A 25,157-nucleotide genomic window follows, 5' to 3' on the forward strand; every position below is an offset into this window, starting at 1 on the left:
ATATTGCATCGCAATGGCGCAGTGTAAACGCTGCGTTCAGTGAGAGGCAGAGGCACGGCCCGCTGATTTTCGCCTAATGCCTTAACTATCTGCTGCCCGTGAACCCATCAGGCTTGCTGTGATGACAGTGACTCACTCCCACTGAAGGATCAGCCTCGTGCCCACGCCCTACCCCACGACCATCAGCCAGCGCCTCGCAGTCGCCGCCACCCAAGTACCCCCCGGGTTTCACACACGCCTGCCGGGCTGGCTGGCAAGCGCCTCGGATGACAAGCGCCAAGCCTTGAAGAATGCACCACTGGACATTGCCAACTGGCAGGCCGACGCCAGCCGCCAGCAACATGCGCCCCTCAAGCAGGCGGTGGAGCAGAGTTGGACTGCGCAAAGCAAAGTGGACACGGCACTGGCCGACCTCAAGACACCGCAGGCCTTCGCCGCACCGCTTCTGCAACAGGCGCTCAAGACAAGATGGGGCGTGGAGATTGATGTCCGCACCACCCATCTGCGCCTGTATGCGCCCCTGACGATCCCACTGTTTCCTATAGAAACTGGCGGCGTCAACGTCTGGACCGTGTCGTTGGTGGACGCCGCGCTGCATAACTTCGACGCAGCAGAAAGCGAGAAAACTGCCTTCACCGCGGACTCCAGCTTCATTACCCAACCCACCGCCACCGGGCAATTCGACACCCTGCCCTCAGTGAACAGCAAAGTCAGCATCCAGACCTTCGTCGGGCTGTGCCGTGAACTGGACATCGGTGCGCAATACCAGAACTACCTCAAGACATTTTTCGGCTTCAACGATGCCAAACGCAAGGCTTCGCTGCGCAGCACTGTCATCGAGAGCCTCAAAGCCGAGGCCCAAACTGCCGTACACCTGGCGCGCCTGAAAAAGGACGGCAGCGAGCGGGTGTTACGCACGCTCCAGGCTCAACTCAAAGGCATCAGCGGCCTGACACTCGACGGTAAGACGCTGCTCAGCCACGACCTGAGCCTGATGGACGCACCACTGGCCGGCATTGTGCTGTTCGCCGCAGACCTGGAACTGCACCACAGCGCAGTGCCCGTGGTTGCCTACATTCCCGGCGACCCACAGGCACCGCTCAAGTATTACCACGATGGCATCGCATTCATTCAAGACCTGATCCGCAAATTGCGCGATGCCGATTACCAGGCATTCTTCAGCCGCTTTATAAGCCACGAGCACCGCGCCTACTTCTTTGCCAACCTGCATAACCGCTTGTCCCAGGTTACCTGGCATCACCCCGTCCCCGGCGACCCCAGGCCGACCTGGCGCGCCGAACCTGTGGCCAACCCCAACCTGCAGTTGCACGCGACGAAAATCACGGGCGAGCTGTACGAACACCTCTATGAAACCAAACTCAATAAGCTGCTCAATGACGCGCGAAGCATCGCCGTGTCCACCGCCGACGCCGACAGCAAGGCACGCTGGCAGCGCTGGGCCATCGTGCAGAAAATCGGTAAGGCCCTGCTCGAAATCGCCGCCTTCATCGCCACGCCGTTCATTCCCCCCCTGGGCTTACTGATGCTCGGCTACACCGCCTATCAACTGCTCGATGACGTATTCGAAGGCATCGTCGATTGGGCCGAGGGTCTCAAGCGCCAGGCGTTCGGGCACCTGATGTCGACCCTGGAGCAAATGGTGCAATTGGGTATGTTCGCGGTCGGCGCACCGATTGCCGAAGGGCTGCTACGCCAGGCACTGCCTCGGGAAGTCTGGGCGTTTTTCGAGCGCCTTCATCCGGTCAGCTCGGACGACGGCAAAACGCGCCTGTGGAACCCAGACCTGAGCCCCTACGCCCACGACCTCCAATTGCCCACCGCCTCGCGCCCCAAGGCCGATGGATTGCATGCCTACGGGGACAAGCAGATCCTGCCCCTTGAAGGGCAACACTTTGCCGTCAAGCAACAAGCGGGCAACGCCGTGCTGGCGCACCCAAGCCATGCGCATGCCTACCAACCGCCCGTTATCGGCAATGGCAAAGGCGCCTGGATAACCCCACTGGATCACCCGCTGACATGGCATCGCAGCACCTTGTTGCGCAGACTCGGCGAGCCCGCCAACGCTCTCAGCGAAACCGGCCTGGAACAGGCACAGCGCATCAGCAGCACCGACGATGGTGCCCTGCGCAAACTCTACATGGACCGCCAACCGCCACCGCCCTTGCTGGCCGACAGCCTCAAGCGCATCCATATCGACCAGCAACTGCAAGACTTCATCGACCAGATGAACAGCGACGACCCACTGGTTTACGCAAAAGCCGACACGCAAACCCAACTCTGGCTGCTTAGCCAGACCGGCCTGTGGCCGGAATCCAAGACCCTGCGCTTTCTGAATGCCAAAGGCGAAACCGTATGGGAACACCCAGGCAGGGAAAATGCGGCGGTAGCGCAAATTCATGAAGCGCAGATGAACAACGGCGACCTGCTCAAGACCCTGCTGGAAACCCTCGACGAGTCAGAGCGCAAGACAGTGCTGGAGGAAGACTTCGGTAGCCCGCCCCCCCAACTGCATGTGCGCGCCGCCAAGCTGCGCAAACAGCTGGCACGCAGAGCCGAGGATAAACGCGCTTCGATGTTCGACGCGCGCTATCGAGGCCTGGAGCTGACCACCGATGCGCGCGTGCAAAAGCTCATCGACAGCACACCGGGCCTGCCCGTCAGCGCGGCCGAGGAGGTCCTGCTCAGTGCCCACGGCCAGGACTTGCTCGACATCGACCAGGGCACGCTGCCTTCGCACCTGGTCGAACGCGCACGCTGGGCGGCCCATCAGGTCAGAATCAGCCGGGCCTATGAAGGCCTGTACATGGGTGCGCTGGAGAGCGGCGACACCCATCGACTCGCCCTGCACTCCCTGGAAAAATTGCCGGGCTGGTCGCCTCAGGTGCGTCTGGAAGTTCGCGACTTCAAGCGCGATGGTCACCTGCGCGACGCTATCGGCCCCGCCCAGGCGCCCATCCGACGCCTGCTGCTGCGCACCATCGAAGGCGATTACATTCCCGAAGACAGCAAGGGCACCCTGCTTGGTGAAACCGATTTCTACACCGCCGTGCTCCAGGCACTCCCCGATGCACAGCGCGACGCACTGGCTATGCAGATAGGCCAAGGCCCGCACTTGAGAGAAACCTTGCGCCAACACACATTGGCACATGACGAACTTGGCGCCCTGCTGGCCGAAGTTCCGCTGCTCAAACCGTCCTATGACCCGACATTGGTGCGCCTACCCGGCGGCATGGAGGGCTACGACGCCAGCCCGGTCACCGCTGGCAGCAGCGAAGGGGTCTCGCTGGAGAGTCAGTTGCATGCCCTGTACCCACAACTGAGCCCCAGCCAGGTGACGGCCGTACTCGCCGCCATGCAAAACGATCCCGGCACACCCTGGGGTACCCTTCAATTTCTGAAGAAAGAGTTCTCGCAACTGGAAACCAACCTGCGGACATGGCAGCAGAATGTGCCGCAGACCCTTGTCGGTACAGATTTACCGTTGAGCCGCTGGCGGATTGCTGCGGAACAGCAAAATCGCTTTCTCTGGTCACAAAAACTGATCGGCGCCTGGCGCCACAACACCCCCGTAGACCCTGCTTATGACAACGGTCACCTGCTGCAACTCAACCAGCCCATTTATGGGGAACTGCCCGCGCTCGATACCCGCCTTGGGCACATCACTACCCTGGAATTCCAGGGTTACTTGACCACCCGCGGCACGCCGGGCTTCCTGGCATCTTTCCCCGGATTGCGCCGACTGGCCATCAGCGACATGACCCTCAGAACACTGCCCGGCGAAATCAGTGCATTGACCCACCTTAACGCGCTGACACTGCGCGGCTGCGCACTCAACCTGACCACCCCAACCCGAGCAGCCCTGGCCAACCTGACCGAGCTGCATACCCTTGACCTGTCCCACAACCCGCTGGTGCTGGCGCCCAATTTCGAAAACATGGCCAACCTGCGAACACTCAACCTGAGCCACTGCGGTATTTCCATCTTTCCCACAGGCCTGCTCAATCGGCCTCGGCTGGCAAACGCCAATCTCAGCCACAATAACCTGCGCAGGCTGCCAGAAGCCCTGTATTCGTTGCCCGCCAGTGCTGCCAAGGCCTACGACCTTTCCGGCAACCCGCTGACGCGCGCAACCCTGGAACGGATAAAAACCTACTGCCAGAGCACCGGGGAACATTTTGGCGTCCAAGCCAATCCAGATGAGGTTCGCCTGGTCCAAGCGCTTTACCCGACCTACAACGTTCCCGAGGCCAATCAATTTATCTTCAGGCTACCGGGCGGGCTGGATGATTCGATGGCGAATCTCGTGCGCCTCAAGGCCGACTACGAACGCTTGCAAGCCGACCTGCAGGAATGGGTGGTGGATGTGCCTGAGAGCCACCCCGTCACGAACCTGCCCATGGATGAACAGATTCGCCCACAGCAACAACTCATTCGAGCGCAAATCCGCGCTCTGCTGGAGCAAGGCTGGCGGCGTGAAACCAGCCTGGACTTAAGCCATGACCCGCTGACGCAGTCCCATCAAATGACATTGACCTTGCCGCTGTGGGGAGACCTGCCAAGACTGAATGTGGATTTCAAGCATATTTCCAAGCTGGAGCTGAGGGCACAGGAAACCACCTCGATACCCGAAGGTTTTCTGGAACGTTTCCCCAATCTGGAAAGCCTGCTGATCCACCGCTATGCCCTGCAAGACATTCCCGCTGGCGTCTTCAAGCTGCCCAAGTTGACCACACTCAGCCTCACGCAATGCAATCTGCGACTGACCCCCGACAGCGTCGCCGCCTTGAGCGACCTGCACGACCTGGAGTACCTGGACCTGAGCGATAACCCGCTGGCGCTGACGCCCGACGTCAGCAAAATGTCCGGCCTGGAAACCCTGATGATGGAAAACACCAGGCTTACCGAGGTGCCTCACGGGGTGTTCAACCTGACGTCGCTCACCCAACTGAACCTGAGCGATAACCACATCACCGAGTTGCCCACGGACCTGCTTGAAGTAGACCCGGACTCAGCGGCAGGCTTTGACCTGAGCGACAACCCCTTCTCACCCGTAGCACTTGCCATTCTGCGTCGCTATTACAACCGCACGGCAGTGGATTTCGATGTAGCGCAAGCCCGACAACCCGCGCCAGACCGCTCCAGCTCACGCTCTGCGACGTCATCCGAAACAGAGGGCGAAGAATAGACGCAGCTCACCCGCGCTCGGAAGGCACCGACGACAACTCGAACGGGCTGCTGCTGCGACGCTGGTTGCGATCTTCGCGAGGAGTGGCGCCGAAGAAATTGCGGTAGGCGCTGGAGAAGTGCGGCCCCGAGGAGAAGCCGCAGGACAGGCCGATCTGGATGATCGACTTGCTGGTTTGCATCAGCATCTGGCGCGCCTTGTTCAGGCGCAGCTCCAGGTAATACTGGCTGGGGACGCGGTTGAGGTATTGCTTGAAGATGCGTTCAAGTTGTCGTCGTGAAACACACACGTGCTGGGCGATTTCGTCGGTGGTCAGCGGCTCTTCGATATTGGCCTCCATCAGCAATACCGCCTGGGTCAGCTTAGGGTGGCTGGAGCCCAGGCGGTTTTGCAGCGGGATACGCTGGCGCTCGCCGCCTTCGCGGATGCGCTCCACCACCAGTTCTTCAGACACAGCACCGGCCAACTCGGCGCCATGGTCACGGGCCAATACCGCCAACAGCAGGTCAAGTACCGACATGCCGCCGCAAGCGGTCAGGCGATCACGGTCCCAGTCAAACAGGTGGCTGGTGGCGATGACCTTGGGGAAACGCTCGGCGAAATCGTCCTGCCAGCGCCAGTGCACGGCGGCGCGGTAGCCATCGAGCAGGCCCAGTTGGGCCAACGGGTACACCCCCGCTGACAAGCCGCCGATCACACACCCCGCCCGAACAAGCTGCTTGAGCGCGGAGCTCAGTGGCGAAGCGATGACCGTCGGCGGTTCGTCGGCCAACAGGAACAACTTCTGAAAACCCTCCAGCTTACCGGCCCACGGCTCGCCCGGCAGTTGCCAGGCACCTTCGACGGCGGGTTCGGCGAGCAGGAACGACAACTCGTAGATCACATCCGGATGCACCCGCTGGGCAACGCGCAAGGCCTCCTCAGCCAGCGCAAGCGTGAGGGCTTTTGTGCTGGGCCAAATCAGGAAACCAATTTTGTGGGCGGTCATGGAGTGCTATCCGGAGCGAAAACGGTGAAAGAAGCTGTGGGCCAATGCTAGCCCGTAATCAACTACAAATCCCAAAACAAACACAGATCAACAGTGGGAGCTGGCTTGCCTGCGATGGCGGTGGGTCAGTTAACACATCATTGGCTGATACATCGCTATCGCAGGCAAGCCAGCTCCCACAGGGGATCGGGGCTTACCTCAAGACTGCGGAGCATGCACTATCCCGGTGCACAAAAGCAGTCTTGATTATTTCAAACTGCCAGAGAGGAACTGCTGCAACCGTTCCGACTGCGGGTTCACCAGCACTTCCCGCGGGTTGCCACGCTCTTCAACGATGCCTTTGTGCAAAAACACCAATTGGTTCGACACTTCGCGGGCAAAGCCCATTTCGTGGGTCACGACCACCATGGTGCGGCCTTCCTGGGCCAGGTCCTGCATCACCTTGAGTACTTCGCCTACCAGCTCCGGATCCAGCGCAGAAGTAGGTTCGTCGAACAGCATCACCTCAGGCTCCATCGCCAGTGCACGGGCAATCGCTACGCGCTGCTGCTCGCCACCGGACATGTGGCCGGGGAACGCATCCTTACGATGGCCCACGCCGACTTTGGCCAGGTAATGCTCGGCCTTCTCGCGGGCTTCTTTCTTGGATATGCCCAACACGTGCACCGGGGCTTCCATCACGTTTTCAATCGCGGTCATGTGCGGCCACAGGTTGAAATGCTGGAACACCATGGACAGGCGCGAACGCATGCGCTGCAACTGCTTGGGGTCGGCAGCCTTCATGGCGCCGTCCTTGTTGGCCACCAGTTTCAGCTCTTCGTTATTGAGCAAAATCTTGCCGGCGTGGGGCTGCTCCAGCAGGTTGATGCAGCGCAAAAAGGTACTTTTGCCCGAACCGCTGGAACCGATGATGCTGATCACATCACCGGCGGCGGCGGCCAGGGACACACCTTTGAGCACTTCATGACTGCCATAGCGTTTATGCAGGTCTTGGACTTCAAGCTTGTACATGCGGTCGGTTCTCACAAAAACAGGTGGTCAGTCGTTGAGCAAGCGCCCGTGACGCAGCGCTTCGCGCCCCGCCACCTTGGCCAGCCAGAAACCCGCTTGGGCATAACGTAGCCGTTCAACGGCAAACAACACCCCCGAGGTGCCCGCGCAAATAGTGCTTACGCGGTCAGTCAGGGGGTCAATCACTTCAAAAATCTCGTCGCCGGTTTCTACCCAGTCGCCCGCTTTACGCAGGTAACTGATCACCCCGGCATGGGGCGCGAACAGCAGTTCGGTGCCCTCGAAAGGCACACCTTCGCAAGGTTCGTGTTGCGGCGCGGGCCACTCGCCCTTGATCAAGCCTTGTTCGGCGAGGAACGCAAGGATGCCTTCGGCGTGGAAGATGGCTTCATCACGGCCGGTGTCGGCCTGGCCGCCCAATTCCAACGTCGTCGCCAGACAGGCCAGCGGAATTTGCGCCTCGGGGAACAGGCGCGACAAACGCAGCCACGGCAACGAGCACGCCTCGTCAAACGAACTGCCGCCGGAATCCTCCGCCAGCAGGCCGACCTTCACATTCAAATGTGCCGACAACGAACGCCACTGCGGCCAGTGCTGGGGCAGCGCGTACATATGCAGCGCTGCCTCAGCATCGCAATGCAGGTCCAGCACCACATCGGCGGTGCAGGCATGGCTCAGCAGGATACGCTGCATGCCTTGCAACTGGCTGCTCGGCTCGGGCAAGGCGGTGAGTGTATCGCTCATGGCCTGGCGAATCAGGCGCACATTGGCGTGCGGGTCGTCCCCCAGCTTGCCTTGTAGCAACTCGGCCACCGGCTCGCTCAGTTCGACGAAATCGCGGTTGAAATTCTTGCCGCTGCCGACTTCGAAACGCCCTTGGTGGCTGCCCTGCAACAACTGGCCGAGCCCCATCGGGTTGGCGACCGGCACCAACTCGATCACGCCGTTGAGGGCGCCTTGCTGTTCCAGCGTGGTGAGGCGTTTTTTTCAGCTCCCACGCGGCACGCATACCCGGCAACTCATCGGCGTGCAGGCTGGCCTGGATATAGGCCTTGCGCTCGCCACTGCCGAAACGAAACACGCTCAGTTGGCGTTCGCAGCCCAAATGCCCCCAGGGCAGCAGATGATCGATACGTTCCATATCAGTGCTTCCGTGGAGCCAGGTAGCTCAGCCAGCGGCGCTCGGCCAACTTGAACAGGCGCACCAGGATGAAGGTCAGGCACAGGTAGAACACGCCGGCGGTGATATAGGCTTCGAACGGCAGGTAATACTGGGCGTTCACCGTGCGCGCGGCACCGGTGATGTCGATCAGCGTGACGATGGAGGCCAGACTGGTGGTCTGCAGCATCATGATCACTTCGTTGCTGTACTGCGGCAGCGCACGGCGCAGGGCCGACGGCAACAGGATGCGGCGGTACAGTTTGTAGCGCGACATGCCCATGGCCTTGGCCGCTTCGATTTCACCGTTAGGCGTGGCCTTGAGGCTGCCGGCGATGATCTCGGCGGTATAGGCGCTGGTGTTGATGGCAAACGCCAGGCACGCACAGAACGTGGCACTGGACAGCAGCGGCCACAGGAAGCTTTCGCGCACCACCTCGAACTGCGCCAGGCCGTAGTAGATCAAAAACAGCTGCACCAGCATCGGCGTGCCGCGGATCACGTAGGTATAAAGCCAGGCCACGCCATTGACGATCGGCTGCTTGGACACGCGCATCAAGCCCAGGGGCAAGGCTGCGAGCAGGCCGAAGAACAGCGAGATAGCGAGCAGTTTCAGGGTGGTCAGCAAGCCGCCAAGGTACAGCGGCATGGCCTCCCAGATGACGTTGTAGTCGAAGATCATAGATCAGCCGCCCTTACGCCTACCGAGTAGCGCTTCTCAAGGTAACGCAAGGCCAGCAACGACACGCTGGTGATCACCAGGTACATCGCCGCCACTGCGAGGAAGAAGGTAAAAGGCTCGCGGGTGGCGTCTGCCGCCTGCTTGGCCTTGAACATCATGTCTTGCAGACCCACCACCGAAATCAGCGCGGTGGCCTTGGTCAATACCAGCCAGTTGTTGGTAAACCCGGGGATCGCCAGCCGAATCATCTGCGGCACCATCACCCGGAAAAACACCTGGAAGCTGCTCATGCCATACGCCAGGCCGGCTTCAGCCTGCCCCTTGGGAATGGCCATGAAGGCGCCACGGAAAGTTTCCGACAGGTAAGCGCCAAAGATAAAACCCAGGGTGCCGATACCGGCGGCCAGGGGGTTCAAGTCGATATAGTCGTCAAAGCCCAGCAACGGCGCGACGCGGTTAAGCAAGTCCTGACCGCCGTAGAAAATCAGCAGGATCAGCACCAGGTCGGGGATCCCGCGGATCACCGTGGAGTACAGGTCGCCCAGCCAAGCCAGCCAGCGTACCGGCGACAGGCGTAGCGCGACCCCGATCAGACCCAGAACGATGGCCAAGGCCATGGACGACAAGGCGAGCTGAAGCGTCAACCATGCGCCATCGAGGATGACGGCCCCGTAGCCTTTCAACATGATTCAGGTCCTCGAAAAGGGGGATGAAAAAATGGCGCAAACTTCAGGATGACTGTTGCTTGCGCCATTTCGGACGGACAGCTGCGATGAGTTACTTGGCGTCAGCGCCGTAAATATCGAAGTCGAAGTACTTGTCCTGGATTTTCTTGTATTCGCCGTTGGCACGGATTGCAGCGATGGCCGCATTGATGCGCTCAAGGTTTTCCTTGTCGCCTTTGCGTACCGCGATGCCTACGCCGTCGCCGAAGTATTTGACGTCGGTAAACGCCGGACCGGTGAACGCGTAGCCTTTGCCGGCGTCGGTTTTCAGGAAACCGTCTTGCAGCAGGGTGGCGTCAGCCACGGTACCATCGAGGCGGCCGGCAGCCACGTCCAGGTAGATTTCGTTCTGGGTGCTGTAGCCCTTGATGTCGGCACCCTTTGGCGCCAGGACTTCACGGGCGAAACGGTCGTGGATCGAACCGCGCTGCACACCGATCTTCTTGCCCTTGAGTTCATCCAGGCTGTCGCTGACGGTGGTGCCTTCCTTCATCACCAGACGAGCTGGGGTCAGGTAGTAGCGGGTGGTGAAGTCCACGGATTTCTTGCGGTCGTCAGTAATAGACATGGACGACAGGATCGCGTCGATCTTGCGCACTTTGAGTGCCGGGATCAGACCATCGAATTCCTGCTCGACCCAGGTGCACTTGACGTCCATCTGCTTGCACAGCGCATTGCCGATGTCGTAGTCAAAACCGACGATGCTGCCATCCGGCGCCTTCGAGGCAAACGGAGGGTAAGCCGCTTCGATACCAATTTTCAGCGGCTTGCCTTCGGCGAAAGCCTGCATGGACAGCACGGACAGCGCCAGGGCGCCCAACAGCACGAGTTTCTTCATCTTGGGACTCCATCGGTATAGGGCAAAAACAGCAGTATGAGCCATGGCCCACGATGCGGCGAAGGTGTAACCGAATAGCGGTGCTGCGTCCTGCGCGGGCGACACCTGCGACGACGAGCGAGTGATCGGCATTCTAACGACAGGCCGGAGGCCGATATTTCCTCAATGCGACAACAATTTACAGAAGCACTGAGAAAGCGGTTCCAGCCCATTGACAGCCTCTGAATTTTATGCAGAGACAAAAGATATTAAACCTGATGATGCTGCAAATTGCGGGCCTATTATTCGCAAACCCTTCTAGCACGGCAAGTCTGGCGTTTAATCTTATTTGTGGGGATGTCTAGAACGCGGTTTTTCGGGGCGTAGGCGTGGTCCATCGCCCCAGGTTTGTGCGGGCGGTTACACATTTGAGCGAGGCGGTAACATTCAGAAACGTCCTACGGGGAAAACCGATATTTATTGGTTTGGTGGCTATGCAGGTCTGTCAGACCGCCATCCATACCCCCTTATGAAATGCAATCTGAACTGTGGGAGCTGGCTTGCCTGCGATAGGGATGCCTCAGCCAACCAACCTTTGCCTGACATACCCCTATCGCAGGCAAGCCAGCTCCCACACTAAATCTGGGCGGTCTTGAGGCCGTACAAAAAAGCCCCACCCGGCTTGCACCGAATGGGGCTTTGTCCCACCTACTCCGCTTACGCGACGTTCATGGTTTTGTGCGTTTCAATCAAATGCGCCACCACGCTTGGATCTGCCAAGGTAGAGATATCCCCCAACCCATCGTATTCAGCCGTGGCGATCTTGCGCAAAATGCGCCGCATGATTTTCCCCGAGCGCGTTTTTGGCAACCCAGGCGCCCACTGGATCACATCCGGCGAGGCAATCGGCCCGATTTCCTTGCGCACCCAGTTCTTCAGTTCCAGGCGCAGTGCTTCGTTAGGCTCTTCACCATTCTTCAAGGTGACATACACATAAATGCCCTGCCCCTTGATGTCATGCGGCACACCCACCACCGCCGCCTCGGCGACTTTGGGGTGCGCAACCATGGCGCTTTCAATCTCGGCAGTGCCCATGCGGTGGCCGGACACGTTCAACACGTCATCCACACGGCCCGTGATCCACCAGTAACCGTCCTCATCGCGACGCGCGCCGTCACCGGTGAAGTACATGCCGCGGAAGGTCTTGAAGTACGTGTCGACAAAACGGTCATGGTCGCCGTACAGGGTACGCGCCTGGCCTGGCCAGGAATCCAGAATCACCAGGTTGCCTTCGGCGGCGCCTTCGATGATGTTGCCCAGGTTGTCCACCAGCGCCGGCACCACCCCGAAGAACGGCCGTGCCGCCGAACCCGGCTTCAACGCATGGGCGCCTGGCAGTGGGCTCATCAGCGTGGCGCCGGTTTCGGTTTGCCACCAGGTGTCGACGATCGGGCAACGGGATTGGCCGACGTTCTTGTAGTACCAGTCCCAGGCTTCCGGGTTGATCGGCTCGCCCACCGAACCCAGCAGGCGCAGGCTACTGCCGTCGGCGCCTTCGCAGGCCGCGGTGCCGGAGGCCATCATGGCGCGGATCGCAGTCGGTGCGGTGTAGAGGATGTTGACCTTGTGCTTGTCGACGATCTTCGCCACGCGGGTGATGTCCGGGTAGTTCGGCACGCCTTCGAACAGCAGCGTGGTCGCGCCATTGGCCAGCGGGCCGTAGACGATGTAGGTGTGGCCAGTGACCCAGCCCACGTCGGCAGTGCACCAGTAGATTTCGCCCGGGCGATAGTCGAATACACGCTCGTGGGTCAGGGCCGCATAGAGCAGGTAGCCGCCGGTGGTGTGCTGCACGCCTTTAGGCTTGCCGGTAGAGCCAGAGGTATAGAGGATAAACAGCGCTTCTTCGGCGCCCATTTCTTTTGGCGCACACACAGTACCCGCCACTTTCATCAGGTCTTCGTACCAGATGTCGCGATGCTGGTTCCACTTGATCGCGCCATTGGTGCGCTTGCACACGATCACCTTCTGGATGCTGCTGGTTTCCGGGTTGGTCAGCGCGTCGTCAACGTTAGCCTTCAGCGGAATCTTCTTACCAGCGCGGATGCCTTCGTCAGCGGTAATCACCACTTTCGACTTACAGTCGATGATGCGACCGGCCAGGGCTTCCGGGGAAAAACCGCCAAACACCACCGAATGGATCGCGCCGATGCGGGTACAGGCCAGCATGGCGACCACGGCTTCGGGAATCATCGGCATATAGATAGTCACCACATCGCCGCGGTGCACATCCTGGCCGCGCAAGGCGTTGGCGAACTTGCAGACTTCCTCATGCAACTCGCGGTAGGTGATGTTGCGGCTCTCGGCAGGGTCGTCGCCCTCCCAGATGATTGCGATCTGGTCGCCACGCTCGGCGAGGTGACGGTCCAGGCAATTGTAGGAAACGTTCAGGGTGCCATCGGCGAACCATTTGATGTCGACATGGTGGTCGTCGAAAGAGGTCTGCTTCACCGCGGTGAAAGGCTTGACCCAGTCAAGGCGCTTGGCTTGCTCGCGCCAGAAGCCATCGGGGTTGACCACCGACTGCTGGTACATGGCCTTGTAGGTCGCCTCGTCGGTCAGCGTGTTGGCTGCTACTTCGGGGCGAACGGGGTACAGGGAAGCCGCACTCATCTTTCTTACCTCGGTGACAATAGTTGTTGTTGTATGGCCCCTGTTGTAGCCGGGGTGGGCCTATAGAACCATTCGACGATGGTAGTAACAAGACCCTACAAATTGCCCTGCTATGCCGTTTCACCGCTCTGGCCCGCGTGCTGCGGCGCTTGGCAGCTTTCTGAAAAAAGCTTAATCGAGGGATTGTTACAAAAACCGCCAAAAGTGTTTATCAAAACCACGGGTATATGAATATAACCGAGGCGCCTAAAATCAACTTCGCCAACAAGGCACTCTGATTAACAACGCAACAGCCCCCACGAAGGCAACGTTAATCCGAACTTCCCAACTTTTAAGTGACACACGTGGCCTCACAAGGGCCCCGTGCCCCCTTTCGCCCTGAAGAAGGTAATGAAGCAATGAAAGCGTTATTAGTGATGGCCCTGAGCAGCCTGTGCGCCACCGCCGCCCTGGCGGACGAAGCCCCGACTGAACTGGCCGGCCAGAACGCCCCGATCGTTGAGGACTACACCTACAGCACTCACCTGGATGTGGCCAAAGTCTTGTCCATGAGCAGCATTCCAGAAGTCTGCGAAGTTGTACCGGTGAAGATGGAATATGAAGATTCGCAAGGCCAGCGTCATATTCTTAACTATCAAGTGATGGGCAATGGTTGCTCTAACGGCTAACAACTTCTGAAGTTGGATTCTTAATTGCCGCAAGAAATCGTTCTTGCGGCCAAGAACCCGCCCTTGAATACACCCCACATCAATCGTGGGAGCTGGCTTGCCTGCGATGGCGATTTCAGCCATAACACCCGCTCCGGTTAATGGACCCAATCCTCGTAAGACAACCCCGCTACGCGACTGAACTCCCGAATATTGTTGGTCACCAACGTACACCCCGAAGCAATTGCATGCCCTGCAATAGCAGTATCATTTTGGCCGATGATCGCCCCTTGCTCGGTCAGGCTTCGCTTCACCTCAACCGTCGCGTCCACCGCCGCCACGCCCCACGGCAACACTTCATCGAGTCGCTTCACAAACTCATCGACTAACGTCTTGTGTTTGGACGATGCCTTTTTCCCAATCTGTCCATATCGCATTTCGGCATAGGTTATGGCCGAAATCACGATTCGATTGCTCCTCGCCACCTCCAAGGCCAGACGCTTAAGCACGCACTCGGGCCGCTCACGCATGATGAACGAGCAAATGCAGGTATCCAGCATGTATGTCGTCACAGGTTGAACCTGCCTTCATCGCCAACAACGTCCTGACGCTCCTGAAGAAAATCTTCGTCCGCCCTGGGTAACTCACTCAGCGACCCCCAGCTAGGTCGGACAGGTCGTAATGTAATCGTATCTCCATTGCGGGTGATTTCGAGCTCACCGACTCCCTCATAGGCCATGTCGTTTGGAAATCGAATAGCCTGGTTCTTTCCATTTTTAAAAATTGAGACTGTGCGCATGATTCATCCTCTACCTATGCCTGACATATGCAATGTAAGGACACCCTGAAGCCTATGCAAGACATATGGCAATTGGCCGACGATTGGAGACGTGTGCCAGCTGCTAAAAAAACTTGCGACAGCAACAGCCCGAAAACTCTCACCCCGGCTTAAAAAGCGTCCTTTTTGTCTCTAATCAGTGACCATCCGCCGCAACACAAACCCAATTTTTTCCCTATAATGCGCGGGTAAATCGGGCCTGCAATATCCCTTTACACAGGGATAAAGAGCCAGACCTTGAGCCTGCGCTGCAGCAAGCACGCATCGCTGCGCCCCTCAAGCCTCATGCAGCACCCGCAACCTGATTCCGTTTATTTGCCTGCGCGAGCTGTTGCAACAAACGATTCCTTAAGATCCACCGCGGCCATAGGGCCGTGTGAACACCCAACCATCCGGTTTCACACGGGCACCTTTGAGCCCTCACGCAGGAGACGACACGTCATGCTGAGCTGGGACGAATTCGACAAAGAAGAAGAAGGCGAAGTAGCCGCTAAAGGCGCCAACGCCGGCCACGCCACCGAAGCCAACATGGACCGTCTCGACGGTGCCGGCGCCGCTGCCGCCGTGGAAGCCCGCGCCGTCACCGCCAACGACTCCGCCGCCATCGTGCGCGCCAAGGCCGCCCTGGACAAACTCGACGTCGCCGAAGGCCTCGCCGAGCTGGAAGGTGCCTCCGCCCGCGTCGCCGTTGATGAAAAGCGCATGATCAACTGCCGCGCCGACCTCAACCAACTCGTGCCATTCAAGTACGACTGGGCCTGGCAGAAGTACCTCGACGGCTGCGCCAACCACTGGATGCCGCAAGAGGTCAACATGACCGCCGACATCGCCCTGTGGAAAAACCCCGAAGGCCTGACCGACGACGAGCGCCGCATCGTCATGCGCAACCTGGGCTTTTTCTCCACCGCCGACTCCCTGGTAGCCAACAACCTGGTGCTGGCCGTGTACCGCCTGATCACCAACCCGGAGTGCCGCCAGTACATCCTGCGCCAGGCCTTCGAAGAAGCGATCCACACCCACGCCTACCAGTACTGCATCGAATCGCTGGCCATGGATGAAGGCGAGATCTTCAACATGTACCACGAGATTCCATCGGTGGCCAAAAAGGCCGCCTGGGGCCTGAAGTACACCCGCTCGATCTCCGATCCGAAGTTCGAAACCGGCACCGTCGACACCGACAAAGAGCTGCTGCGCAACCTGGTCGCCTACTACTGCGTACTGGAAGGCATCTTCTTCTACTGCGGCTTCACCCAGATCCTGTCCATGGGCCGCCGCAACAAAATGACCGGCGTGGCCGAGCAGTTCCAGTACATCCTGCGCGATGAGTCGATGCACCTGAACTTCGGTATCGACGTGATCAACCAGATCAAAATCGAAAACCCGCACCTGTGGGATGCCGAGATGAAGGAAGAAGCGACCCAGATGATTCTGCAGGGTACGCAGCTGGAGATCGAATACGCTCGCGACACCATGCCGCGTGGGGTGCTGGGCATGAACGCGGCGATGATGGAGGATTACCTCAAGTTCATCGCGAACCGTCGCCTGTCGCAGATCGGCTTGAAGGAAGAGTACCCAGGCACCACCAACCCGTTCCCGTGGATGAGCGAGATCATGGACTTGAAGAAAGAGAAAAACTTCTTCGAGACCCGTGTGATCGAGTATCAGACCGGCGGCGCGCTGAGCTGGGATTGATTCGGACTAAGCACTAAAGGAAGCCCTGGCATGTTCAGGGCTTTTTTTCGTCGGTAAAAAAGGCATTTGCCATTTCTTGAAGTACATCACCTCAAGCACCTGGCCCGGAAGGGTTCGGATCGCCCCCCCCAATGCTGTAGCCTTGTGCCCCAATTGCCATCAGCGTTGTCACCGGTCAAGCGCTCGGGAAGCTTTCACCGAAGAGCTTTACGCCAAGATCGGAAGATTGGCACGGGAGTAGACTCCTGCTGTCACAGCTGATGCCCGCTTGAAAACTATCAGATAGGATCGAGGCCAACCCGTGAACCCAGACATGCTCGAAGCCGGCCCCGCAGACGCCAAAGTACTTTCCGTCTTTGACTTCGACGGCACCCTCACCCACCACGACAGTTTCGTGCCCTTCCTCAAGTTTGCCTTTGGCCCCGGCGAGTTTTATGGCCGGATGGTCAAGCTGGCGCTGCCGGGGCTGCGGTTTTTGGTGCGGCAGATCAGCCGGGATGAGTTGAAGGCGCAGTTGATTCGCACCTTCATGACCGGGGTGGAGAAGGCTTGGGTTGAGCAGCAAGCGCAGGAATATTGCCAGGCGCGCTGGAGCAAGCTGATGCGCCCGAGCGGTTTGCAGTCGGTGGCGGATGAGGTGAAGTCCGGGGCGGTGGTGACGCTGTGTTCGGCGTCGCCGGCGTTGGTGTTGCAGCCGTTTGCCGACCGGCTTGGCATCCGCTTGATCGGTACTGAGCTTGAGGTGGTGGATGGGGTGCTGACCGGCAAGCTCACCGGGAATAATTGCCGTTGTGAGAATAAGGTGCTGCGGCTTGAGGCGGTGTATGGGGACCTGGGGGAGTATCGGCTCAGGGCCTGGGGCGATACGCGTGGGGATCGGGAGTTGTTGGCGGCGGCGCAGGATGCGCATTTTCGGCATTTTCATGCGAAGAAGAAAAAGCGGGCTCGGTTGCAGCGGTGATGCGGGTGGGTGGGGTTGGCGGGAGACCGAGGCGATCCCTTCGCAGCCTCGCTGGGGCTCGACAGCTCCCACATTTGAGCTTTGTTGAGGCTTAGGCCGACGTCTTCAGGTCCACACCCAGCGCTGTGGCGAAGGCTTTTACCATCGGGCTTCTCGGCGCGTTGTGGCGCAGGATCAGATTGAACGCGGTGCTTAAATGAACCTGCTCTGGGCACAGTGCGCGCAGGCGCCCTTCCCTTACCAGTGGCGTGGCGTAGTGTTCTGGCAGAAAGCCCAGGAAGCGGCCGGTGAGGATCAGGATGGCGACGGCTTCCACTTGTGAAGCCGAGGCGGACTGGCTGTCGTGGCTGACGAAGTTGGCCTTGTCGCGATGGATCGCATACCGATGGTTGACCACTTCGTATTGGCGAAGAGCGTCGGGGGTGATGTCGCTCGCAGTGAACAAGGGATGCCCTACGGCGCAGTAGGCGTGGGCCTTTTCTTCGTAGAGTGGGAAGTAGTCGAATTCTTCACGGCGTTGGTACACCGGGACGATGCCGGCGACCAGTCGCCCTTCCACTACCCCACGTTCAACTTCGTCCAATTGCGAGGCGTGTAGGCGCAATCTTATTTTTGGCGATTGGCGATGTAAGTTGCCCAGGGCGGTAATCAGTGGGGAACTAACGTCGGAGACGGTGTTATCGATAACGCCCACACTCAGGTCGCCGATGAGTTCATTCTGCGCCGAACTAAGCTTGTCGCGAAAACTGTCCACCGAGGTAAATAACTCGATGGATGCTTGATACACCAACTTGCCTTCTTCGGTCAGCCCGAACCCTTCGCGGCCCCGTGTGCACAGGCGCATGCCGATGCGAATCTCGAGATCGGAGATCTGTTTGCTGATGGCCGCCAGGCCCACGTTCAGCTCGTTTTGCGCGGCACTGAAGCCGCCGGCTTCGACCACGGCCATAAATACCCGCAACAATTTAAAGTCCAGCCCGCTCAGTTGCAGCGGCGCTCGTGTGCCGGGTTTTGGCGGCAGGTTTCCAGAAGTGGAAAGTGGGGTTTCCATAATGCGCGTTGACCTCGAGTGCCATATTCAACAGGCTTGAACCCAATCCTTGAACATAGCCAGGCGGCGATAATGAACATAAACATCCGCCCTTGGCAACCTTGAATACGGCGCGTCAGACGTCGGTTCTACACCGATAAATTTCTGTTGAAACTGCCTCCGACTCTTCTAAAAACAAGCGTGAGGAATACCCATGTCCCAGCCCACCGACCGCCTTTGGGGCGCTCGTTTCAAGACCGGTCCGTCTGCGGCGTTGGCCGCGTTGTCGCGTTGCCCTGAGCGTTATTTTCGCCTGACGCCCTACGACCTGGCCGGCTCCCGTGCCCATGCCCGTGAGTTGCAGCGCGCCGGTTTGCTGGATGAGTCAGAAACCCTGCGCACCCTCGAAGCCCTGGACCGTATCGGTGAGGATTTCGCCGCCGGCCGCCTGCATCCCTCCCTGGATGACGAGGACGTGCACACCTTTATCGAACGCGTATTGACCGAGCGCCTCGGTGCCCTGGGCGGCAAGTTGCGCGCCGGACGCTCGCGCAATGACCAGACGGCCAATGATCTGCGCCTGTTCCTGCGTGACCATGCACGCACCATCGCCACTGAGGTGTTGGGCCTGCAGCAGGCGTTGGTTGAACAGGCCGAGCAACATGTGCAGAGCATCTGCCCGGGCTTCACCCATTTGCAGCAGGCGCAACCCATTGTGTTTGCCCATCATTTGCTGGCTCACGCGCAGTCGATGCTGCGCGATGTGCAGCGCCTGGTGGATTGGGATGCGCGTACGGCCCTGTCGCCGTTGGGCGCGGCAGCGATGGCAGGTTCGGCGATAGCACGTCAGCCGCAGCACTCGGCCAAGGAAATGGGCTACACCGGGCCATGCGAAAACTCCATCGACGCTGTCGCCAGCCGTGACCATGTGGCGGAGTTCCTGTTTGTGGCGGGCATGCTCGGGGTGAATATTTCGCGGCTGTCTGAGGAGTTTTGCCTGTGGTCGTCGCGCCAGTTTCGCTGGGTAGTGCTGGACGACGCCTACGCCACCGGCAGTTCGATCATGCCGCAGAAAAAGAACCCGGACATTGCCGAACTGGCGCGGGGCAAGGCCGGGCGTTTGATCGGCAACCTGACCGGGCTGATGTCGACGCTCAAGTCGTTGCCACTGTCGTACAACCGCGATTTGAGTGAAGACAAGCACAGCGTGTTGGACAGTGTGGACACCTTGCTGCTGGTGTTGCCGGCGATGGCCGGGATGGTGGCGACCATGAAGGTGCAGGTAGAGGAGCTACGACGCCAGGCACCGATGGGCTTTACCTTGGCGACTGAGGTGGCGGATTGGTTGGCCACCCGTGGCGTGCCGTTCAAGGAGGCCCATGAGATTACCGGCGCGCTGGTACAGGCCTGTGAGCAGCATGAAATTGAGTTGTGGCAAGCCTCACCGGCGATGTTGGCCGAGGTGGATGGGCGGCTCACCCCGGACGTGCGTGATTGCCTGACCCTGGAGGCGGCGATTGCGGCGCGCAGTGGGTGGGGTGGTACGGCGCCGGAGCGGGTGAAGGAGCAGATTGGGCGGTTGAAGATGGCGTTGGCGGCTCAGCAAAAGTGGACTGAAAGTTATCAAGGATTTCGGATTTAAGCCGGTGACGATCGTTCCCACGCACTGCGTGGGAATGCATCCCGTGACGCTCCGCGTCGTCACGTTACGCGCCAACGGCGGGACGCGGAGCGTCCGAGGCGGCGTTCCCACGCGGAGCGTGGGAACGATCACGCATCAAGAATAAATTTTGGAGTAGCAACATGAATCAAACCCCGGCCGAGCGCTTGGAAGCCGAGCGCAAGTTGTCTGACAACCAGTTCGATATCACGCAGTACGAGCATGTGCCGCGGCGGTATTACGGGCGGATGTTTTTTGCCACGTTGATCGTGATTGTGTTGGCTGCGCTGTTGCGCGCGTTTGCTAATGGCCAGATCGAATGGTCCTACATTGGCCAGTTCCTTACGTCGCAAGCCATCCTCTGGGGCCTGGTGAACACCATCGTCATGTCGATCCTGGCGATGGCATTGGGCGTAGTGATCGGAGTGATCACGGCGATCATGCGCATGTCGGCCAACCCGATCCTGCGTTACGTGGCCATCACCTACACCTGGTTGTTTCGCGGTACACCGCTGATTTTGCAGCTGCTGCTGTGGTTCAACCTGGCGTTGATCTTCCCGGTGATCACGATTCCGGGCCTGTTCAGCATCGACACCGTCGACCTGATGACGCCATTCGTGGCCGCCCTGCTCGGCTTGAGCATCAACCAGGGCGCCTACACCGCTGAAGTGGTGCGTGCCGGCTTGCTGTCGGTGGACACCGGCCAATACGAGGCGGCCAAGTCCATCGGCATGCCGAGCCTGCAGGCGCTGCGCAGGATCATTCTGCCGCAGGCGATGCGCGTGATCATCCCGCCCGTAGGCAACGAGTTCATCAGCATGGTGAAAATGACCAGCCTGGCCAGTGTGATCCAGTACTCGGAACTGCTGCACAACGCGCAAAACATCTACTACGCCAACGCCCGGGTGATGGAGCTGCTGATTGTGGCGGGCATCTGGTACCTGGCGGTGGTGACTGTTCTTTCATTTGGTCAAAGCCGCCTCGAGCGTCGTTTTGCCCGCGGCGCCGGCAAGCGTTCGTAAGCCTGGATTGAGGAGATTTGCCCCATGAGAAGCATCGTCAAGGCTGTCAACCTGAACAAGTATTACGACCAGTATCACGCCCTGCGTGACATCAATATAGAGGTCGAGCAAGGCGAGGTGATGTGCATCATCGGCCCGTCCGGCTCGGGCAAAAGTACCCTGCTGCGTTGCGTCAACCAGCTGGAAAAAATCGACAAGGGCGGCCTGTGGGTCGATGGCGAATTGGTCGGTTATCGGGTGGTCGGCAACAAGCTGCACGAGATGAACGAAGCGCAGATCGCCCGCCAGCGCCTGGCCACCGGCATGGTGTTCCAGCGATTCAATTTGTTCCCGCACATGACCGTGTTGCAAAACATCATCGAAGGCCCGTGCCAAGTGCTCAAGCGCTCGCCCAAGGAAGCCATCGAAGATGCATTGGAACTGCTGGCCCGCGTTGGCCTGGCAGACAAGCGCAATGCCTACCCAGTGGAATTGTCCGGTGGCCAGCAACAGCGCGTGGCAATCGCCCGTGCCTTGGCCATGCGCCCCAAGTTGATGCTGTTTGACGAACCCACGTCAGCCCTCGACCCGGAGCTGGTAGGCGAAGTGCTGTCGGTGATGCGCGATTTGGCCACCACCGGCATGACCATGATCGTGGTCACCCATGAGTTGGGCTTCGCTCGCGAAGTGTCCAACCGCATGGTGTTTATGGACGCCGGCCAGATTGTGGAAGCCGGCAGCCCGGAAGACATTCTAATAAGCCCACAAAACCCGCGTACCCAAAGCTTTATTTCTGCCGTTCGCACTTAACTAAAAAACTAACGAGAACGCCCCCATGAAAAAGATGTTTATCCCTTCCTTGCTTGCCGGCCTGATGGCCTCCTCGTGTGTATTGGCGGCCTTGCCGCAGGCCATCAAGGACAAGGGTGAGATCAGCGCGGCCATCGTGCCGAACTACCCGCCGATGGACTTCAAGGACCCGGCCACCAACAAGCTCACTGGTTTTGACTTCGACCTGGGCAACGCCCTGGCCGAGCGCCTGGGCGTGAAGATCAAATGGCAGGAAACCGGCTTCGAACAAATGCTCAGCGGCCTGACCACCAAGCGCGTCGATATCGTGCTGTCGGGCATGAGCGACACCGCCGAGCGCCAGAAGGCCGTGACCTTCGTCGACTACTTCACCAGCGGCCCACAGTTGTACACCCTGGCCAAGCGCGAAGAGATCAAGGAATTGACCGACTTGTGCGGTAAAAAAGTCGGCACCAGCCGCCGCACCACCTGGCCGTCGGAAATTACCGCGTGGAGCAAGGCAAACTGCGAAGCGGCCGGTAAGCCGGCAATCGTGGTGATCGGGACCGAAGGTTCGGCGGATGCCCGGGCGCAGTTGCAGCAGAACCGCCTGGATGCGGCGATGCAGGGCAGCGAGACGATTCCTTATTTGATGTCGCTGGACAAGGGCAAGTACAAGCCGGTGGGGCTGGCGATTTCCAAGCAATTCACCGGGCTTGGGATTGAGAAGAGCAATACCGAGTTGGTCACGGCGATCAGTGAGGCGTTGCAGGGCATGATTGATGATGGGACTTACGGCAAGATCCTGAAGAAGTGGGATCTGGAACAAGGTGCGGTAGAAAAAATCACCATCAACTCTGGCCAATAACGCCATCGAATGTGGGAGCTGGCTTGCCTGCGATAACGGTGGGTCAGCTAAAACAATGTTGGCTGTTACTCCGCTATCGCAGGCAAGCCAGCTCCCACACTCAATCTGCGTTCGCTGGTGATCTGAGTCGTGTAGGTAAGAATCACAAGGAGCCCACCCCACCGTGGCCACCTACTCCCTGGTAATCCGTCGCCTGATGATCTGCTCGGTGACCATCGTGGTCAGCCGTGCCATGACCAGCCCATTGCTGGCCCTTTGGCTGAGCACACGCCTGGGCCTCAACCAGCAGGACATCGGCCTGCTGATGGGGGTCGCGGTGTTCATCGCCACGCTCATGGGGTTGTATGGCGGCTACATCATCGATCGCCTGGAAAAGCGCAAACTGCTGATCCTGGCCATGCTCTCCAGTTCCATCGGTTTTTTGTTGCTGACCTTTGCCAGCAACCTCTACCTCACTACGCTGAACCTTGTTGTGACTGAAGCCGCGTCGGCGCTGTTCCTGATCGGCTCCAAGGCGATCATCAGCGAGAACCTGCCGGTGGGTGAGCGCGCCAAGGTGTTTTCCCTGCGCTACACCCTGACCAATGTCGGCTATGCCACGGGCCCGATGTTGGGCGTAGTGATTGCCGGCCAATTGCCGTGGGCACCGTTTTTGATCGCCAGCGCCATTGCCTTTGGCAGCCTGTTCCTGATGATCGGCATTGCGCCGACCCAGCGCGACGACAGTCATAAGCCTCAGAGTTTCCTCAGCACCCTGCGCATCTTGCGCAGCGACCGCACGCTGATCCTCTTCACCAGCGGCAGCCTGTTGAGCACCATCGTCCATGGGCGCTACACCCTTTATCTGTCGCAGTTTTTGCTGGTGGCCTACACCCCCGACCAGGCACTGAAAATTCTGTCTGCGGTGCTCGCCTGCAACGCCATCACCGTGATTTTGATGCAGTACCAAATCGGCCGATTTCTCAAGCGCGAGCAACTGCGCCATTGGATCGTGCTGGGCACCCTGCTGTTTATTGTCGGGTTGGTCGGCTTCAGCCAGGCGCACAGTCTGCTGACTTGGTGCCTGGCGATGTTTGTGTTCACCTTGGGCGAGATGATCATCTATCCCTCAGAGTTCCTGTTTATCGACACCATCGCGCCGGATGCACTACGGGGCAGTTATTACGGGGCACAGAACCTGGCCGCGTTTGGCGGGGCCATGAGCCCGGTGATTTGCGGCTATCTGCTGATCAATGCGGCGCCCACCAGCATGTTCTTTGCCTTGGCCGCACTCACGGCCATGGGCGGCACCCTGTGTTTCTTGAGCGGGCGACGCGTGGCAGGTTCTTGCTGATATTTACGCAAGATCCGGCTATTAATAGCCAAACCTCTGAAGGACCCGAGCCCCATGAAATTCGACACGGCCTACAGCCTGAGTCTCGACGACAAGGTGTCGATCTATGACATACGAGACCTGAATTTCGACGAAACCACCGCGTTCGATTCCGACAAGGACAGCTTCCTGTGCCCCAACGACGCCTGCCGCGCGGCGTTCGATAGCACCAATGCGTTGAGCACTTTCAACGCCAAGAACGTCAACTACCTGCGCACGCCGCACTTCAAGAACAAACCCGGCACGCGGCATATCGACGGCTGCCGCTATGCCGGCAGCCATAAACCTGCGACGGGTGAAAATGACGACGAGCGTGAGGAAAATTTCCCATCGGAATTTGTGCTGACGCGGCGACTGTACGAGCCTAGAACGCTGGTAGTCGGCACCGCTGGAAGCGTCCTTCAGGAGCCGACGAAAGCGCCCGCAAACCGCGCTACCACCTCTTCTGGCAGCAATGACTCGATCCCGGACAAAACCAGCGTATTCGCACACCCGGTGGAGTGCTACGTGTCCAACATCGATGACAAGGACAAGCTCAAGGCCATGCCTTTGAAGATCGGTGAGCACGCGGCGACCTACTGGGCATTCTTCAAGAAGATCGAATACCTGCAAGACAACCAGGGTTTGATTTACTGGGGCAAGATCAAGGCCATCAAGGACTACACCAGCAGCTTTCGCATCGACTTCGAAAAGAAGGTGTGGCTCGACAAGAAGCCTTATTCGGTGAACGTCTACCTGAGCAAAAAGCTCATCGAAAACTACCGCAAGCGCACGGCATTCCTGGAGCAGATCAAGACGGCGGCCAGCAGTGAACGGTCGCTGTATTGCTTTTTTTATGGGGTCACGCCGCAGCTTGTGCAGGTGCCCAGCCAGAAAAACCCCGAGCAGACGTTCGGGGTATTCAGCGCCAGGATCGAGAATCTGGATCACCTGATTATTCGTGAGGCACCGGGGCTGGAATCATAAGGGGTTGCAACGCCAGTGGATGAGCGGTAGAAACAACTGTACAAAAACACAGTATAGTTGCACCTCCCCTGT

Annotated in this window: 19 protein-coding genes and 2 pseudogenes; 11 read left to right on the forward strand and 10 right to left on the reverse strand. The window is 59.1% G+C overall.

Translation table 11 applies throughout. From position 1 onward, the window contains the following. Nucleotides 1–157 precede the first annotated feature (157 nt). A complete protein-coding gene (locus AB9N64_RS10895; RefSeq protein WP_371360248.1) occupies nucleotides 158–5,206 on the forward strand; it encodes a dermonecrotic toxin domain-containing protein in 5,049 nt (1,682 codons plus the stop codon). Nucleotides 5,207–5,213: 7 nt separating this feature from the next. Here the strand turns inward: AB9N64_RS10895 and argR are convergent, their stop codons facing one another. The 7 genes and pseudogenes from argR to acs form a co-directional block, all read right to left on the reverse strand. Then, nucleotides 5,214–6,194, reverse strand: coding sequence for a transcriptional regulator ArgR (argR, locus tag AB9N64_RS10900; RefSeq protein WP_014719597.1), 981 nt, complete (start codon nucleotides 6,192–6,194; stop codon nucleotides 5,214–5,216). A gap of 246 nt (nucleotides 6,195–6,440) precedes the next feature. After that, nucleotides 6,441–7,205, reverse strand: coding sequence for an ABC transporter ATP-binding protein (locus AB9N64_RS10905; protein WP_371360249.1), 765 nt, complete (start codon nucleotides 7,203–7,205; stop codon nucleotides 6,441–6,443). A gap of 27 nt (nucleotides 7,206–7,232) precedes the next feature. Continuing rightward, nucleotides 7,233–8,346: pseudogene (locus AB9N64_RS10910) on the reverse strand (succinylglutamate desuccinylase/aspartoacylase family protein). Between the two features lies 1 nt (nucleotide 8,347). After that, complete coding sequence (locus AB9N64_RS10915) at nucleotides 8,348–9,046, reverse strand: ABC transporter permease (protein ID WP_003193625.1); 699 nt, start codon at nucleotides 9,044–9,046, stop codon at nucleotides 8,348–8,350. Further along, on the reverse strand, nucleotides 9,043–9,732 hold the full coding sequence (locus AB9N64_RS10920) for an ABC transporter permease (protein WP_003193627.1): 690 nt from the start codon (nucleotides 9,730–9,732) through the stop codon (nucleotides 9,043–9,045). Before AB9N64_RS10920 ends, AB9N64_RS10915 begins: the two co-directional genes overlap by 4 nt. Nucleotides 9,733–9,823: 91 nt before the next feature. Then, the gene (locus AB9N64_RS10925; protein WP_020302951.1) at nucleotides 9,824–10,609 is read right to left on the reverse strand and encodes an ABC transporter substrate-binding protein; all 786 of its coding nucleotides are present in this window, start codon (nucleotides 10,607–10,609) and stop codon (nucleotides 9,824–9,826) included. Between the two features lie 696 nt (nucleotides 10,610–11,305). Then, nucleotides 11,306–13,261, reverse strand: a complete 1,956-nt coding sequence (gene acs / locus AB9N64_RS10930; RefSeq protein ID WP_005790645.1) for an acetate--CoA ligase — start codon at nucleotides 13,259–13,261, stop codon at nucleotides 11,306–11,308. Between the two features lie 398 nt (nucleotides 13,262–13,659). Here acs and AB9N64_RS10935 point away from each other — a divergent pair, with 398 nt between their 5' ends. Beyond that, a complete protein-coding gene (locus AB9N64_RS10935) occupies nucleotides 13,660–13,929 on the forward strand; it encodes a DUF2790 domain-containing protein (protein WP_014719601.1) in 270 nt (89 codons plus the stop codon). A 137-nt stretch (nucleotides 13,930–14,066) separates the two neighbouring features. Here the strand turns inward: AB9N64_RS10935 and AB9N64_RS10940 are convergent, their stop codons facing one another. After that, a complete protein-coding gene (locus AB9N64_RS10940; RefSeq protein ID WP_014719602.1) occupies nucleotides 14,067–14,480 on the reverse strand; it encodes a type II toxin-antitoxin system VapC family toxin in 414 nt (137 codons plus the stop codon). Beyond that, entirely contained in the window at nucleotides 14,477–14,707 is a 231-nt protein-coding gene (vapB, locus tag AB9N64_RS10945) for a type II toxin-antitoxin system VapB family antitoxin (protein ID WP_014719603.1), read from the reverse strand. The genes AB9N64_RS10940 and vapB overlap by 4 nt, the downstream gene beginning before the upstream one ends. A 480-nt stretch (nucleotides 14,708–15,187) precedes the next feature. Between vapB and AB9N64_RS10950 the strand changes: the two genes are divergently transcribed. The 3 genes and pseudogenes from AB9N64_RS10950 (at nucleotide 15,188) to AB9N64_RS10960 (ending at nucleotide 17,399) form a co-directional block, all read left to right on the forward strand. Then, entirely contained in the window at nucleotides 15,188–16,438 is a 1,251-nt protein-coding gene (locus AB9N64_RS10950) for a ribonucleotide-diphosphate reductase subunit beta (protein ID WP_014719604.1), read from the forward strand. 66 nt (nucleotides 16,439–16,504) lie between these two features. Further along, nucleotides 16,505–16,679 (forward strand): annotated as a pseudogene (locus AB9N64_RS10955) (HNH endonuclease); the annotation flags it as partial. A gap of 72 nt (nucleotides 16,680–16,751) precedes the next feature. Further along, nucleotides 16,752–17,399: an HAD-IB family hydrolase gene (locus AB9N64_RS10960; RefSeq protein WP_019819275.1), complete on the forward strand. Its 648-nt coding sequence runs from the start codon at nucleotides 16,752–16,754 to the stop codon at nucleotides 17,397–17,399. A gap of 91 nt (nucleotides 17,400–17,490) precedes the next feature. On the opposite strand, the gene AB9N64_RS10965 is transcribed toward AB9N64_RS10960, so the two are convergent. After that, nucleotides 17,491–18,450 (reverse strand): LysR family transcriptional regulator, encoded by a 960-nt coding sequence (locus AB9N64_RS10965; RefSeq protein WP_014719606.1) that lies wholly within the window; start codon nucleotides 18,448–18,450, stop codon nucleotides 17,491–17,493. Between the two features lie 193 nt (nucleotides 18,451–18,643). Here AB9N64_RS10965 and argH point away from each other — a divergent pair, with 193 nt between their 5' ends. The 6 genes from argH (at nucleotide 18,644) to AB9N64_RS10995 (ending at nucleotide 25,085) form a co-directional block, all read left to right on the forward strand. Next, the gene (gene argH / locus AB9N64_RS10970) at nucleotides 18,644–20,071 is read left to right on the forward strand and encodes an argininosuccinate lyase (protein ID WP_371360250.1); all 1,428 of its coding nucleotides are present in this window, start codon (nucleotides 18,644–18,646) and stop codon (nucleotides 20,069–20,071) included. Nucleotides 20,072–20,232: 161 nt separating this feature from the next. Continuing rightward, nucleotides 20,233–21,111, forward strand: a complete 879-nt coding sequence (locus AB9N64_RS10975; RefSeq protein WP_371360251.1) for an amino acid ABC transporter permease — start codon at nucleotides 20,233–20,235, stop codon at nucleotides 21,109–21,111. A 24-nt stretch (nucleotides 21,112–21,135) separates the two neighbouring features. Beyond that, on the forward strand, nucleotides 21,136–21,900 hold the full coding sequence (locus tag AB9N64_RS10980; protein WP_003193648.1) for an amino acid ABC transporter ATP-binding protein: 765 nt from the start codon (nucleotides 21,136–21,138) through the stop codon (nucleotides 21,898–21,900). Between the two features lie 25 nt (nucleotides 21,901–21,925). Continuing rightward, nucleotides 21,926–22,747 (forward strand): ABC transporter substrate-binding protein, encoded by an 822-nt coding sequence (locus AB9N64_RS10985; RefSeq protein ID WP_371360252.1) that lies wholly within the window; start codon nucleotides 21,926–21,928, stop codon nucleotides 22,745–22,747. 163 nt (nucleotides 22,748–22,910) lie between these two features. After that, nucleotides 22,911–24,080 carry an MFS transporter gene (locus AB9N64_RS10990; protein ID WP_371360253.1) on the forward strand — a complete coding sequence of 390 codons (1,170 nt, stop codon included), beginning with the start codon at nucleotides 22,911–22,913 and terminating at the stop codon, nucleotides 24,078–24,080. A gap of 54 nt (nucleotides 24,081–24,134) precedes the next feature. Beyond that, nucleotides 24,135–25,085 carry a hypothetical protein gene (locus AB9N64_RS10995; protein WP_371360254.1) on the forward strand — a complete coding sequence of 317 codons (951 nt, stop codon included), beginning with the start codon at nucleotides 24,135–24,137 and terminating at the stop codon, nucleotides 25,083–25,085. Nucleotides 25,086–25,157 lie beyond the last annotated feature (72 nt).

This window comes from Pseudomonas sp. KT_2_4 (assembly GCF_041410225.1).
Lineage (GTDB): Bacteria > Pseudomonadota > Gammaproteobacteria > Pseudomonadales > Pseudomonadaceae > Aquipseudomonas > Aquipseudomonas paracarnis.